Below are 14,308 nucleotides of genomic sequence, written 5' to 3' on the forward strand. Positions count from 1 at the left end.
CGGCAACACAAAGAACCGCAGGGCGAAGTCATGAGGGGGCGTTATTACAGTTCTGCTGTCGGTACCATGATCTGTTGGGTCATGCTTGTTGCCGCGGGGTCGGTGCTCGGCGACAGCCTTGTCGTGCAGGGGCAGAACGCCGCCGGAATCTACGACACCAAGATTTACATGAACTACAATGATATCAACTTCGGCGGCTCGCAGACGCTGACGATTCTCAACTCGACCAACCTGCATAGGCGAGTGTTGTTCAAGTTCACGAATATCGATACGGTCGGGGCGGCCAAGATTATCGACTCTGTGGCGATTGACCTATACTGTACTTCACAGGCGGGCGCTACAGTGGGCATGTTCGAGCTTTGGAAGGACTGGTACGAGGGGTCCGGCGATAACGCGGTCGAGGCCGGCGCGGTCGATGACAACCACTGGTATCATCCCGATTCAGCCTGGACCAGGGAAGCGGCCGACTCGGCCAATGACAGCGGCGCTCAGAATCGGGGCAACGGCACCGGCGTGGATCGCAAAGCTACCGCCATGGCCAGTGTCACAGTCTCGGCAGCGTCAACCTGGTACCGGTTTCGGGTCAGCCCAGTCCTGGCCCAGGATTGGTACAGCGGGGCCAAGCAGCCGTACGGCGTGATCTTCATGGAGACCGGCAACAACGGTACCACCGTGTTTGCCTCGTCGGAATACGCCACCGCGACAAACCGCCCCAAAGTGACCATTTACTATCATGCGGCGTCTGCGCAGACCGTGGCGCGTCGGCGGGCCGCGTTGCTCCACACCAGTTCCTGAGGTATGAAATCATGAAAAGACTTTGCGTTGTGCTTGGTTTTGTCGCTGCAGCGAGCGCTGCCGCCGGCGTCGATCTTGGCGTGGTGTCCGCAGCGGACTACATCCGTTTCGAGATCCACGCCCTGGACACGGCCGGAATTCCCACGCCGCCCGATTCGGGCCATATTCTGGTCTGGTTCGAGGGCGAAACCACAACGGATGCGGCATCATATACCAATCGCTGGGCGGCCGCCGGAGCGGGGAGCGTCTTTGTCGATAGCGCGCAGTATGCCGGGCATACGTACTACTACTTTGTCGATCAGGTGGGTGACATCGATAACGACGAGGGCCAGGGACTATACTCGGGCGTGGTTATGCTCTACACCGACGGCGGCCTGCCTACCCCTAACCGGTTTACCTTCACACTCGCGGGGGACGAGCTATCGGACTATTGGGCGGAGTTGAAACGGGTTGGGGATTCGATCAACACTCATGACGACTGGGTCGGGCGCCAGGCGGAGATCGCCAACATTAACGGCTGGAACCCATCGAGTGATTCCACTCATGTCAATGGTCTGAATGCTGCACGCCTGACCCGGCTCGACAACCTCGACGAACCAATCTCCGGATTGGACGATAACCCGTGGGACAACACCGTACGACAGTTGACAGCTTTGGATGAAGATGTCACCGTGATCGATCTGAACGGAACTATAGTGGTGCCTGCCGATACCAACCAGTCCGGTGACCGGCTGGCGGTGATGCCGGAACATTGGACCGCAGCGGACTCAACCGCGCATCAGGGGGCGGCGTCGGGTCTGGATTCAGCCGATGTGGCTCGCGCGGTATGGAATGCACCGGCGGCGAATCATACGAGCTCGGGCACCTATGGCGCCTATCTGGATACGGCCGTTTCCGTGTTCATAATCGGTTCCGGCGCTTATTCAATATCGGTGATTGCATACGATTCCGCAAATGACCTTACGGTAGCCGGAGTGCGCCTGGCGGTGCGGAATCTGGAACAGAGCAGTTTGCTTGCCGCGGGGGCGACCAACTCATCGGGGAGGGCGGGGTTCAATCTCGATGCAGGCAGCTATCTCATCACCGCCACAGCACCGGGTTATATGTTCGAAGCTTATGACACGATTTCTGTGACAGGAGGGCAGACCGATACTGTGAGGGGAGTTCGTTTCGATCCCGGTGCGCCATCGGCGCCTGATCTCTGCAGGGTGTACGGATATCTCTTATCGACCGAGGGTCAGGCGGAGTCGGGAGTTGCGGTGACCGCCTGGCTACCGAGTGGCGTGACCACTCTGAGCGGTATAATCATCTCACCGTCGTCGGTGGCCACTGCAACAGACAACTACGGTTACTTCTATCTTGACCTGGTGCCATCGCAACTGATGACCGGCGGGCCGCTCTATGAGATCACAATCAGCCGCGCCGACGGTGCGATATTGCGCAAGAGAGTTTCCGTGCCCGATCAGGAGACGTGGCAGTTGGCGTGGTGATCGAACATTGTAGCTCGGGTTCCGCGCAACATCTAATTGAGCGCGAAACCCGACATTTGGTTGTCCAAAGGAGTGACACTCATCCCACCCGCAAGCGGGTGGGCCACCGAGCCAGTCCCACGCGTGCAGAAGGGCCGTCCGCGGAACGGCCCTTTGCGCAGGCTTAGAATCGAATCATCGGCAGGGCGGGCTGGCCTGCCCGTACAGATAGTTCATGTAGTAAATAACGTCCGCAATGTTCACGATGTTGTCGCAATTGCAGTCGGCACGGGCAGCGCCGCCGCTGGGCGAACTGCCGTTGCGCGTGATGAAGTCAATCAGCAGGAGCAGGTCAGACACGGTGGCGCTGCGGTCACCGTTATAGTCCCCGGCTACGTAGACCGCCGCGCAGTTGTGCTCGTACAGCAGGGCAAACGGCCCCAGGTTGTTATCTGAATCATGGCCGATTCCCCGCAGATAGTGGTAGGTGAGGTCAGTTATGCCCTGACTCGGCCAATTTACCGACCAGCCGTCCTGTCCGTTGAAGTCGACTCCGACCATGGTGCGGGTCACGCTCCAGGCCGAGGCCAAAATAGAAACCATGATGTCGACGCGGTGCCAGCTCCCCTGGATGTTCAGTTCGCTGTAGCCGTATCGATCCCGCCACAAACAGCTCTGCACAGTTCCCGAAATGGGGTTGGCCACGCTCACGAAATAGGTGGAGTCAGGCCGCAAAAAGCCAACGAAACCGTCAACCGTAACCCACAGCCCGGGGTTGTTGCCCAGCCCGAGCAATACTACCCGCTCCTCGTCCTCGACCCAGATGCGAAGGTCGGCATAACTCGGATCACGCTTGTAGTCAAATCTGAATCCGCCGCCTCTGCCGGCAGCATAACTGGTCAGACCGGCCGGCACCGCCTCGTCGTATGTGCCCAGGAACTGGCGGGTGCGGAACTCCGCGGCGATAGCCTCGGCCACCTGCTGCTGGGTCATCGGATTCCCACCCTGGCGAACGAGCGCCGGATGCCCCCGACTGTTCCACACAAAAGCCGCGACCGTCGCCGCCACCGGAGCCGAATAGAAATCACCGAACTCGCCGTTGGAGGCGTGATTTCCGTCGGTGAGAATGCCGTTAACATCGCCGACAGTTGCCTGGTTCATTGCCGTAACATTGAGAGTGTATACGTTGGCAGCCTGCCGTCGTTGGACTTCGACAAAAGTCATGTTCTCATCGCTGATGCTCATATTGATGTTGAGCGGCGTGCACATCGGGTATCCCGGGGTCGGGGCAACGATCGTTGCGGTCGGCGGGGTCGGCTCGAGGTAGACTGTGATTGTAGTCGATGTTGATGCACCCGCCGTATCAACAATCGTCACTCGGAGACTGTAGCTGCCTTCCGGCAGCGACGAAAAATCCCACGGCACACTGAAGCCGTTGCCGCTGACGGCTGGATTGACGCCGTCACGGAGCGGCGAGACCCCGTCGAAATCCCGCCCGATTTCTACAAACGGGCCGCCGTTGGAATACTCAAACATCACGTATTCCACCTGGCCGGTTTGGGCGCGATCCCAGGCCCAAAGCTCCTTGCTGCCGTAGAGAACGGCGCCATTAATAGGAGACACGATTTCCAGAACCGGCGAAACCCCGGAACCGCCTCCAGGAATACCGGCAACCTCCATTGCGAGGCGACCCGGGAAGGCCCAGGCGCCGCCCCAGTTGGCGCTGTCGCAGAGATCAACAAATCCGATAGTGTCGTCCCAGATATTGTAAGTGGCGCACAAGGCGGGGACACTGTCGGTCAGCACTGACGGATTGACGGACGCGGCAAAGGTGTTGCCAATGTAGAACCCCGCGAAGAAGGGGCCGTTGACGACCAGGGGCGTGTCCAGCGGAACCCAGATATTATAGAAGCCTGCCGAGGGAACCTCCGTGTCCCAGGTTGTTGACACAGCCAGCAGGATACCGGGAACCGGGCAGCCGGGGAACGTGGTTGAATCTACCGCCTCGACATCGACTCCAATGGTGAGCGGAGTCGGCGCATCGAACATCATCGGCATGTTGATCGCTGTTATGGTAAACGGGTACGGACCCTCGCACTGGTGGGCCGGATTCATGAGTGATTTGTACAGTTCCTGTCCGGTAACCCAACCGTTGATCCGCCACATGAGTACCTGATTATCGGAGACGAAACAGGTATCGGCGGCGGCCAGCGACGGCGCCAGGAAGATATCGCTCTTCGGCACGTCGGAGATCCGTTCCACGCGAACGGCCTGTTTGTTCGCAGCAAGGCCGGCTGATCCCATTGCCAGAGTCACCAGCCAGGCAAGCGCGGCTGTCCTAAAAGACATGAAGTGTCTCCTTGGTAGTTAAGATGTTCTTCTCCTGTTATTTATCGAGCTTTTGGGGCATTTCCTTGAACCGCGCCAAAAGCCGCGCGAAAACGGCTTCCATGCTGTTATCCGGCTGTTCAGAGCCTTACCAATGGAATACGTGCTTCGATCGGAAACGGTCGTTTAACTGTAAGTCTGGTTTGCCTCCAATAGTTCACCGCAGGCCGAGCGCAATTATCAGACAAACCGCCCGCCGGGCGTGGGCAGAATTTCAAGGAGGTCGATAACGGGAGAAGCCCGAATTCAGAAAGGACACCCATGGCTCGGGATCGCAGAAGTCGAATACTTGTCGTCGATGATGAAGAGTACATCTGCAAGCTCATTGTCGAGTCCTTAGGCCCGGCTAATTACGATATTGTTACGTTTCACGAGGCCGCCAGGGCAATTGAACATCTGGCGGCTAACCCGGTCGACCTGGTGCTGACCGACTTAATGATGGGTCGAAGCTCCGGGATAAAGGTGCTCGAAGCGGCGCTGGAAAACCATCCCGACGCCATCGTCGTCCTCATGACCGCCCACCCGACAGTGGAAACGGCTATCGCAGTGCTCAAGCGCGGTGCCCACGATTTCCTAGTCAAGCCATTCAAGCTGGAAATGCTCAATCAGGTTGTCGAGCGCGGCCTGGCACATCAGAAGATATTCCGCGACAACCTGTCACTCAAGGGTCAAGTTGAGTTCCTGCGCGTAGCGAACGCCTTTTTCGGCTCCGGAATGGAGTTCGGCCAGTATCTTGAACTGCTCCTGAAGTCCTGCAACACCGAACTCTCGGCCGCGGCGTCGGCAATTCTGGAAATCGACCCCCGTTCCAGGGAAATCGTGCGCCGAGTCGCGGCGGCCGGTGATCCCGGCGACGAGCCTGCGGTCCTCGACACGCGACTGCTCGACCAGTTCAGCGGCAGCCGCAACGCCAATCCGGTAGTGAGCTCAGAACCGGTGATGGTCGAGAATAACTGCCGCTATCGAATCCTGATCAGCCAGCCGATCATGGTGCGCCGGACACTGCACGGGGTAATCAATGCGCTCATCCTCTCGCGGCAGGAAAGCGTGCCGTCGGGACGGCTCGACGCTCTTGCGCTTCTGGCCTCATCGGCGGCTTCGGCCATTGCCAACCAGAAGCTCTACGAAGATCTGCAGCAGTCGTATTTTCAGGCGATTCGGGCGTTGACCAACGCCATCGAAGCGCGAGACCATTGCACGGCGGGTCACACCGACCGGGTCACCCGCCTGGCCGAACAGGTGGCGCTCCGGCTGGGCTGGACGGAGAAACAGCTTCACAATCTGCGGATCGGCTGCACGCTGCACGACATCGGCAAGATCGGGGTGCCCGACGCCATCCTGAACAAGACCGGCATTCTTACCGATGCCGAGCGCAAACGCATGATGAAACACCCCGAAGTTGGACTTAAGATCATCCGCGGGATTGAGCTGTTCCGGCCTTCGATACCGTATATCATTGCCCACCACGAACGGTACGACGGCCATGGATACCCGCGCGGTCTCCAAGGGGGGGAGATTCCGATCGAGGGGCGTCTGCTGTCTGTGGTGGACACATTCGACGCGGTCATGTCTGACCGGCCATATCGGGTAGGGGCGTCACTGCGCAAGGCCGTGGGAGAGCTGACCCGGCACGCCGGAACACAGTTTGACCCGGACCTGGTGAGAGTTTTCCTCGACGTGCTTCGGTCCGGTTCCGTTGATCTGAAGGAAATGTACGGCCGAAAAGAAGACCTCAGTTGCCTCGAGACGATCGGTGCTACCGAAAAGGCACGGGCGTAAACGACAGCAGCAGAATCACCAGCGATACCAGCCCGGTCACCATCGCGGCCAGTGACACCGGGCGGCGATCATCCAATGTCGGTGGATGACCCACACCGAAAGCGAAACCGATCGCCGCAAATACCCACCAGGTCGCCGACTGAAAACCCAGCGCCACAAGAATTCCCAGCGCAATCCAACCGAACAGCACCTGCCTTCGCCCCGCGAGACCGTAGATGACATGGCCACCGTCGAACTGGCCGATTGGCAGCATGTTCATTGCGGTGATCAGCAGGCCGACCCAGCCGGCGAATGCTGCCTCGGAGAACAGATAGAGCGATCCTGGCGGCGACGGGCCGATCAAAACCGGCACCAGGGTCTTTACGAGAATGGATTCCCCGTCGAGAGAAAAGGCCAGCCCCGCGTACGGCAGCATGTCGCTCGGTGTAACGACCGAATGACTCAGCCCATATACCAGCCAGCCGAGCGCCACGATCCAGCCGGCTATCGGTCCGGCCGCGCCGACTTCGATTAAATCGCGCCGACTCCAAAAGGGCGACTTGGACCTGATAACCGCGCCGAAGGTCCCGATAAAATTGGGTGCGGGAATGAAGTACGGCCACGACGTGACAATTCCGCGTCGGCGGCTGGCCAGGAAATGGCCCATCTCATGAACGAAGAGGATCGATATCAGAGCGGCGGTGAACTCGAGGCCGCGCCCCGCCGCCAGATCGTCAAGCGTGGCCGCAACGGCCAGGCGCAGGGTGGGGGCGTTCAGGTTAACCCAAAAAACCGGGATGAAATAGACCGAGAGCAGGGTCACTACGAACAACACGATGTTTAGTGTCGGTACGCGCAGCTTGCGCTCGGGATTAACCGATAGCAGCAACGAGTCTTCGTGGGTGCTGAGGGTGTAGCGATACCCGGCCGAAGTAAGCCGATCCTTCAGCAATGGGATAGCCTTATTAGGATCGAACCGGTGGCTAAGGCTCAGGACGATTTGGTTGCCGTGCAGGTAGTGGGCATCCACCTGGAACAGGTCGGCCACCAGAGTGGTCAGCTCGTCGGCTCTCTTCTCGAGCGTGGTGCTGTCCATGCTGCATTATACGCCGGAACTGATCAAGGAACAAAGGGAGAGATTGGCGGGCGGTTAGAAACAGGCAAAGGGGTCATTAGCAATCGTCGGGCCGCGGCTCTACAGGTTGGAGCTTTAGGACGACGAAACGCCGTCTATTCATAAGTGGCTCCACCTGGTTGATCCACCCACTGCAGCTCGCTAAGTGCCACCTGAAATGGTCATGAAGGTCATATCGTGCAAAGCGATTGCAAGCCCGACGACTATGCCCACTGGTATGCCGATCAGCAGAAATGTCCGAGTGTAACTGAACCGTTTTTCTTTGGTCCAGCTCGCAGTGATATCAGAGGTCGGGATAACTATGCTGCGGCCGTCAGCGGAAAGCCCTGTCACACTTTGGCCACCTTCTGTGAATCGGCCACTGCGCTTCACAAACTCGATTCGCTGACCGGCAGGCTCCACCGTGTCCGTGTAGACCACCCCCGACTCGCCGTTTTTCCGGGTGAAGGCTTGTGGGCTGATCTCAGTGATCGTTTCACCCGGAGGATAACTCTGGTAAATCATAGCCGATTTGACCTCGCGCAAATTCAGTTGAACTGGATGGCCGTTCGTAGCCCGACCGACAAACGTGCCGCTCTGGGCCTCGAATCGTCCCCCGCTACTGTCCAATTGGAGCCAACTACGATCGGTCTTCTGAAGTGAGGCAATCTGAAGGTGCAAATCGACATGGCTGATTGCCACCGAATCTTGGGGCAGCCGAGCCTCCTCTGTTCGGATGGTCGCGGTATAGGAGCAGCCTATGATAGAGTTGACCAGGGCAACTACCAGAGTCCATATCAGAGCGTTCCTAAGCATGGTCTTTTACTCCTTGTTTGATCTTTTCGCTGCAACTGGGTAATCAAAGAGCGTGCCATGGTCGGCGGCTGGCATTTTGCTCTGGGAACTCGTTGCCTGACAACAAACCAACTGCGGGTTGGGGAGAGTATGTCACACAGTCAGACCGGCTACCTGTTATCCCGGTGGCTATAGAGTGACCATGGAGAATGAAAACGGGTGTTGGGCAACTAATACCCGATCGGAAACCGCGGGTCGAAACGAAGGTGATCCAGCCAGTACTCCACCCCCCGGTTCTCTATCAGGTGCTTCACCCGACGGTACCCGTCTCCGTAGACCGGGTCGTGTTCCTCTTCCATTTGGCGCATGACATACCCGGCCATGTCGTCGTTGAGCCGGTCGAGAACGAGCGACGAGGCGTAATTGCAGCTGCCTTCGACAAACGTATCGTCGTGCTCCTCGGGCGCATTCACGAACAACCAGGCGTGCATCAGCTCGTGGGCGGCGGTGGAGATGAAATGCATGCGCGGGAGACCGGTGAGGATATAGACCGTCAACTCGCGGTCCTCAAAAAAGCCCCAGAAGTTGCTCTTGTCCTGCCGGGTCAGTCCAAGTTGATGGGTGACGGGGCGCCCGAGCAGCTTTGCAAACTGCGCTCGCGTGACCAGTTTGAATTCAACCTCGTCCATGTCGACGACGATTCCGTGCTCGGCCAGGAGTTTGCCGATTCGATCCAGTTCGTGTCGGCCTTCGTCTTCGTCCGTCACCGCGCTTTTCTCGCAGCGGGAACAGATATACTGCGCCGGTCCGAACGGGTGGCCGCCGCCGGCCAGGGGATCGGACAGGAAACGGCCGCAAAAGGTGCAGCCGTGCTCTTCTTCTTCGTGGTATTTGTGGTACCGGTTGCCCCAGTGATCGATCAGGTACTGGCCTTCGATGATCTCGCCGCAGCGGTTGCACCTGATAGCCACGTTCCGGTCAAAGCACTCCGGGTGGTAGTTACGGCCCTCGTACACGACCCAGTTTTCGCCGACCGGACTGCCACAATAGGCGCACTGCGGCAGGACATGGTCGTAATAGCACTCGCGGTGGTAGACCCGGTTTTCGAATGTAATGTACTGGCAGCCGAGGGCCTCCCCGCAGTAGAAGCAGATCATTTCGGAAGCAAACGGCGCTGGAAGGAGAGTGCCCAGGCATACGCAGAGCCAGACAGTGGCCCGCGCAAAGCCCAGTGATTTGACGTGATTTCCTGTCATAAACAGACCCATCTAAGGTGATTATCGGCCGCCGGACGCCGATTTCCGACTTCCAAAAAACGTCGTCTAAGAACGGTGATTCCCCCTGCCGATAAGCTGATAGAAGGCAAGGGAGTATCATGTTCGGGAAGTTCCACCCATGGTGTTTGATGCTGCTGCTCCTGGCGGCAGCCTGCTCTCAAGAAGCTCCCAGGGACCCGTCGCGGGAGTCGGCGCGAGAGCCGCTGGTCGATACCCTTGTGGCCATCTTTCAGGAACTAAAGCAGGCGGCTGTCTCCGACCGCCCGGAAAGGCTTGTTTCTTATCTCGACAGCTCCGAGGCCAGGCGGCTCACCTACGCCTGCCGACAGTACGGTTTTTCGGCGTTAGGGCAGTACCTGCGCTCGCTTTTTGCCGGCTGGCCGGATGTCGACACGCTGCTGGTCGAAGACTTGATCGTCAAACCTCCCTACGCCCGTGTAACCCTGGCCGGGCCAGGAACCCAATTCGGATACCGCGAGGAGCGCGTCCGGTATACGTTTCTTCTGTTTCGACGTGAGAGGGCCGACTGGCGGCTGGCGGGGGTATCGTCGCTGGAAAAGGGGCGGTACGATCCGTACGGCACCAGACTTAGCTATCTCGAAACGGAACTTCCTCCCAAACTTCGGTTCCCCCGCTTGTTTTAGCACGTTTTTGTTGCTTGACCGAACCACTCGCCTGTTAGTTCGCGCCATGCCCCGCAAAGCTCGCCAGAAGAAGCCCTCACTGCTGGCCCCAGCCGGAAGCCTGCTCAAGCGACTTTCCAACGCCGACAGCCGTTTCAGGCGACGGGTACTTCAGATCGGCCTCTGGGCGATGGCAGCGCTGTTTGCCTACGGCCTTTTCATCGGCACCTACAGCGTCCCCCGGATCATTCGGCTAAACATCAAGAAGCAGGCGCTTCTGGAAACCAACCGTCATCTTGCTGCGGACCTGGTCGATGCCGTCCGAGTGAGTGATATGCTCACGCATGACTCCACCTATATCGAACAGGTGGCACGCACCCGCTACTACATGGTTCGCCCCAACGAAATCATCTACCGCTTCCGCTCGCGGTAACCGTCATGGCGCTGGAAAAATCGGACGCGGTTGTCCTGAAAGTCTACAATTGGTCGGAATCGTCGCGCACGGCAGTGTTCTTCACCGAACGCTTCGGCAAACTGCCGCTTGTAGACAAAGGGGGGCGCTCCGTCAAGTCGAAACGGGGGCGGCTCATGCCGTTCGCGCATCTCGAGGTGACCTTCTACAAGTCCGAAAAGCAGACCAGCGCCTACCTCCGCGACTGTGACATCATTCGCGAATTCTCGGTCGAGAAGGTCGGCTCGCTCGGTCGACTGGCCTACGGTTCCGCCGCATCGGAACTGCTCCTGCTTCTGTTGCCGGAAGGCGAGGCCCAACCGGCGCTGTTTGGTTATTTCCTGCGCTATCTTGGCAAGGTGTCTGAGATCGAAAAGCAGTTTCTGCCGGCGACCTTTATCAGCTTCTTCCTGCGGACGATGTCACAACTGGGATATCATCCGTCGCTGGCCTATTGTGTCGGCTGCAGCAAAGAGCTGGAGCGTATCGAGGTTGTCCGCGACAAGCTGATGTTCTCGCCGGAGCGCGGCGGGCTGGTTTGCTCGTCTTGCCAAAAGCCGGGCGAGTATTATATTGGCCTCTCGGTCCAGCAGGCCCGGTTGCTTTCGGTGCTGCAGAGGGCATCGCTGGACGAGGCGGCCACCGTGCCGCTCGGGTTCCAGGAGGCCACGATCCTTGTGGACACCCTGACTAAGTTCGTGAAGCACCAATCGGGGCTGGTCTCGGATATCAAGTCGCTGGAGTTTCTTGATAAGCTGAAGAGCAGTCAACTGAGTTAAAGAATAGAGCTGCGTATGGGCGCTGAGAAAACCAACGACTTGATGGACAAAATCGTCTCACTGTGCAAACGGCGCGGATTCATCTTCCCGTCGTCCGAGATTTACGGCGGCCTCAGCTCCTGCTGGGACTACGGCCCGCTGGGCGCGGAACTCAAGCGCAACCTGAAAACCTACTGGTGGGAGGCGATGACCGCGCGCCGCGACGATGTCGAGGGGCTCGACGCCGCAATCCTGATGCACCCGCAAGTGTGGCATACTTCGGGTCACGTGGCCGAGTTTAACGATCCGATGGTCGACTGCAAGGTATGCAAGGCGCGTTTCCGCGCCGACAAGCTGGCCGAAGCGCGCTGCCCGATGAAGCCGTCGAAATCACCCCTCGAATGCGGCGGAGAACTGACCGAGGTTCGCAAGTTCAATCTGATGTTCAAAACGCATATCGGACCGATGGAAGACTCGGCCTCGGAGATATACCTTCGCCCGGAGACGGCGCAGGGGATTTACGTCAATTTCCTCAACGTTAAGAATTCGTCACGCCAGAAGATTCCGTTCGGGATTGCGCAGATCGGCAAAGCGTTTCGCAATGAAATCACGCCCGGCAACTTCACCTTCCGCACCCGCGAGTTCGAACAGATGGAGATGCAGTATTTCATTCATCCCAGCGAGGACGAGAAGTGGATGGGATACTGGCGCGAACAACGCTGGCAGTGGTACCAGGGGCTGGGGATCAACATGAACAAGCTGCGCTGGCGAGAACATGCCCACGACGAACTCGCCCACTACGCCAAGGCGGCGTGGGATGTCGAGTATGAGTATCCTTTCGGCTGGCAGGAACTTGAAGGCGTGCATAATCGCACAGATTTCGATCTCCGAAGACATATGGAGGAGTCTGGCAGGGACTTGCGCTACCAGGATGAACGCTTCGCGGAAAAATTCATCCCGTATATCATTGAGACGTCGGCTGGGTGTGATCGCACGCTGCTGACGATTCTGGTCGATGCGTACGATGAAGCCGAGGTTAAAGGCGAGAAGCGGGTGTTCCTCCGCCTGTCACCGAGAGTTGCGCCGATCAAAGTGGCGGTGTTCCCTTTAGTAAAGAAAGAAGGGATGCCGGAGTACGCCGAGAAAGTGTATCACGAACTCAAGAAGCGCTTCAAGGTGTTCTATGATGAATCGGGCGCCGTGGGGCGCCGCTACGCTCGGATGGACGAAGCCGGCACGCCGTACTGTGTGACGGTCGACGGCCAGACGCTGGAAGACGACACCATGACGGTGCGCGAGCGCGACAGCATGGAACAAACGCGCATGAAGACCGCCGAGGTGATGGCGTTCCTGGAGGAGAAGATAAGCGGGTAGTAGGGCAGGTCCGCTTCGCCTGCTCGCCGTGGCGAGAACCTGCTGATGGTCTCGCGAAGACGATGGCGGGATCGAAGCGGTCCCGCCCTACGATCTCAAAGTGGCCATCGTATGATCGGCAGGCATCCGCGCCTGCCGTCATGACGAACGGCAGCGACAAGGTGTTGGGATGGCAAGCATCCCGAGCTACCAGCAGCACTTATGCTCTCACAACCTAAAACTGTTATCTTCATCCTTATCTCAGCCGTGATTATCTGGCTGACGCGGCGGACACTTAGTGATATCCGATCCCACGGCTTCTACCGCTTCTTTGCTTGGGAGGCGATTTTAGCGCAGATCATACGCAATGTCGAGCACTGGTTTCACGAACCGTTTAGCGTACATCAGATGGTCTCGTGGACGCTATTGGTCTTATGCTCTTACCTGGTCATTCATGGCACGCTGGCTCTTCGTCGAATGGGAAAGCCGAGTCGCGAGCGGCAGGACCCATTACTGTTTCCAATCGAGAAGACGACGCAGTTAGTAACGACAAGCATCTACCGATACATCCGCCACCCAATCTATAGTTCGTTGATATGCCTCACCTGGGGACTCTACTTCAAAAGCCCGGATTTGATTGACGCCCTGCTGGCAGTTGCGGCTACTTGTATTCTTTTTGCTACTGCCAAAGTCGAAGTGGCAGAGAATGTTCGGTACTTCGGTGATACCTACCGCGAATACATGAGCCGAACGCGGATGTTCATTCCATACCTGTTTTGAGGGGTGAGACCGCCCTCCGCCAATACCGGATTCGCCCTTATGTCAATCCCCAGTGCGATTATTTGTCATTCTCCGGTTCAACCGGGGAATCCATGTCCACTCGCCTTTGGTGCTCACCTCGGTAACACACGCGCAATGGTCAAAGAAGTAGACGGATAGTTATCGGGTGGGTCGCCCGACCACACACCGTAAGCGCAGCTAGCCTGCGGGTCGGGCAGACCGGGAGGTTTGCCGCGCACAATCGTCGGGTCGATCTTCTCACAGCGACCAGACATGCCGTTCGAGGGCATCGGCAATGTCTTTGATTGACGGGTACATCGACGGACTCTCCTCACGCGGCGCACGTCGCTGATCCTTCAGCGCGTGGCCGTCGATTATGAGAGTCGGCGATGAGACATCGCTCTCGCGTTCGAACACCCGGGCCAGTACCCCCCGCTTCTTAAGAAACTCGTGCACAAAATCCCTGGCTCTGGTCTGCCGCGGATCCTTTTGCGAATATACCAGGCCAATATCCATCTCAGCCTCCCTGTATGCGAAATCAACTACGTTCTCTTCCTCAGGTCAACTACAACCTGTGCGTTATACAACCAAAGTTTCCCGCGCGATTGTTCCTACGTCACACAGTTCATAATACGGGAGAGTTGCGGTGGTGATTACTTCGCGCGCGACCCGCGTAACCGGGTGCATCATCTTTCCCCGGCTTTCGTTCAGGCATGATGTCTGTCACATCGGCAGGGACAAGCTCTG

Annotated in this window: 13 protein-coding genes; 8 read left to right on the forward strand and 5 right to left on the reverse strand. The window is 58.1% G+C overall.

Features of this window, described 5'->3' with window-relative positions:
* The coding region (locus AB1772_05480; protein ID MEW5795793.1) for a DNRLRE domain-containing protein at window positions 1-795 on the forward strand (795 nt) is incomplete at its 5' end.
* An 11-nt stretch (window positions 796-806) separates the two neighbouring features.
* Window positions 807-2,285 carry a carboxypeptidase-like regulatory domain-containing protein gene (locus AB1772_05485; GenBank protein ID MEW5795794.1) on the forward strand — a complete coding sequence of 493 codons (1,479 nt, stop codon included), beginning with the start codon at window positions 807-809 and terminating at the stop codon, window positions 2,283-2,285.
* A gap of 174 nt (window positions 2,286-2,459) precedes the next feature.
* Here the strand turns inward: AB1772_05485 and AB1772_05490 are convergent, their stop codons facing one another.
* Window positions 2,460-4,613 carry a dockerin type I domain-containing protein gene (locus AB1772_05490; GenBank protein MEW5795795.1) on the reverse strand — a complete coding sequence of 718 codons (2,154 nt, stop codon included), beginning with the start codon at window positions 4,611-4,613 and terminating at the stop codon, window positions 2,460-2,462.
* A 300-nt stretch (window positions 4,614-4,913) separates the two neighbouring features.
* Here AB1772_05490 and AB1772_05495 point away from each other — a divergent pair, with 300 nt between their 5' ends.
* Complete coding sequence (locus tag AB1772_05495; protein MEW5795796.1) at window positions 4,914-6,431, forward strand: HD domain-containing phosphohydrolase; 1,518 nt, start codon at window positions 4,914-4,916, stop codon at window positions 6,429-6,431.
* On the opposite strand, the gene AB1772_05500 is transcribed toward AB1772_05495, so the two are convergent.
* From AB1772_05500 to AB1772_05510, 3 genes are all read right to left on the reverse strand, one after another.
* Window positions 6,409-7,506 carry a site-2 protease family protein gene (locus AB1772_05500; GenBank protein ID MEW5795797.1) on the reverse strand — a complete coding sequence of 366 codons (1,098 nt, stop codon included), beginning with the start codon at window positions 7,504-7,506 and terminating at the stop codon, window positions 6,409-6,411. The genes AB1772_05495 and AB1772_05500 overlap by 23 nt on opposite strands.
* 180 nt (window positions 7,507-7,686) lie before the next feature.
* On the reverse strand, window positions 7,687-8,340 hold the full coding sequence (locus tag AB1772_05505; protein ID MEW5795798.1) for a hypothetical protein: 654 nt from the start codon (window positions 8,338-8,340) through the stop codon (window positions 7,687-7,689).
* Window positions 8,341-8,549: 209 nt separating this feature from the next.
* A complete protein-coding gene (locus AB1772_05510) occupies window positions 8,550-9,575 on the reverse strand; it encodes a protein DA1 (protein ID MEW5795799.1) in 1,026 nt (341 codons plus the stop codon).
* Between the two features lie 119 nt (window positions 9,576-9,694).
* Between AB1772_05510 and AB1772_05515 the strand changes: the two genes are divergently transcribed.
* The 5 genes from AB1772_05515 to AB1772_05535 all read left to right on the forward strand — a co-directional run bounded on the left by AB1772_05515 (window position 9,695) and on the right by AB1772_05535 (window position 13,561).
* Complete coding sequence (locus tag AB1772_05515) at window positions 9,695-10,240, forward strand: hypothetical protein (protein ID MEW5795800.1); 546 nt, start codon at window positions 9,695-9,697, stop codon at window positions 10,238-10,240.
* Between the two features lie 46 nt (window positions 10,241-10,286).
* A complete protein-coding gene (locus AB1772_05520) occupies window positions 10,287-10,652 on the forward strand; it encodes a septum formation initiator family protein (GenBank protein MEW5795801.1) in 366 nt (121 codons plus the stop codon).
* A gap of 5 nt (window positions 10,653-10,657) precedes the next feature.
* Window positions 10,658-11,449: a DNA repair protein RecO gene (gene recO, locus AB1772_05525; protein MEW5795802.1), complete on the forward strand. Its 792-nt coding sequence runs from the start codon at window positions 10,658-10,660 to the stop codon at window positions 11,447-11,449.
* A gap of 15 nt (window positions 11,450-11,464) precedes the next feature.
* Window positions 11,465-12,802 (forward strand): glycine--tRNA ligase, encoded by a 1,338-nt coding sequence (locus AB1772_05530; GenBank protein ID MEW5795803.1) that lies wholly within the window; start codon window positions 11,465-11,467, stop codon window positions 12,800-12,802.
* A 201-nt stretch (window positions 12,803-13,003) separates the two neighbouring features.
* Entirely contained in the window at window positions 13,004-13,561 is a 558-nt protein-coding gene (locus tag AB1772_05535; protein MEW5795804.1) for an isoprenylcysteine carboxylmethyltransferase family protein, read from the forward strand.
* A gap of 258 nt (window positions 13,562-13,819) precedes the next feature.
* Here the strand turns inward: AB1772_05535 and AB1772_05540 are convergent, their stop codons facing one another.
* Window positions 13,820-14,077 (reverse strand): hypothetical protein, encoded by a 258-nt coding sequence (locus tag AB1772_05540; protein ID MEW5795805.1) that lies wholly within the window; start codon window positions 14,075-14,077, stop codon window positions 13,820-13,822.
* Window positions 14,078-14,308: the final 231 nt, after the last annotated feature.

The organism is Candidatus Zixiibacteriota bacterium (genome assembly GCA_040752815.1).
Taxonomy (GTDB): Bacteria; Zixibacteria; MSB-5A5; order GN15; family FEB-12; genus JAGGTI01.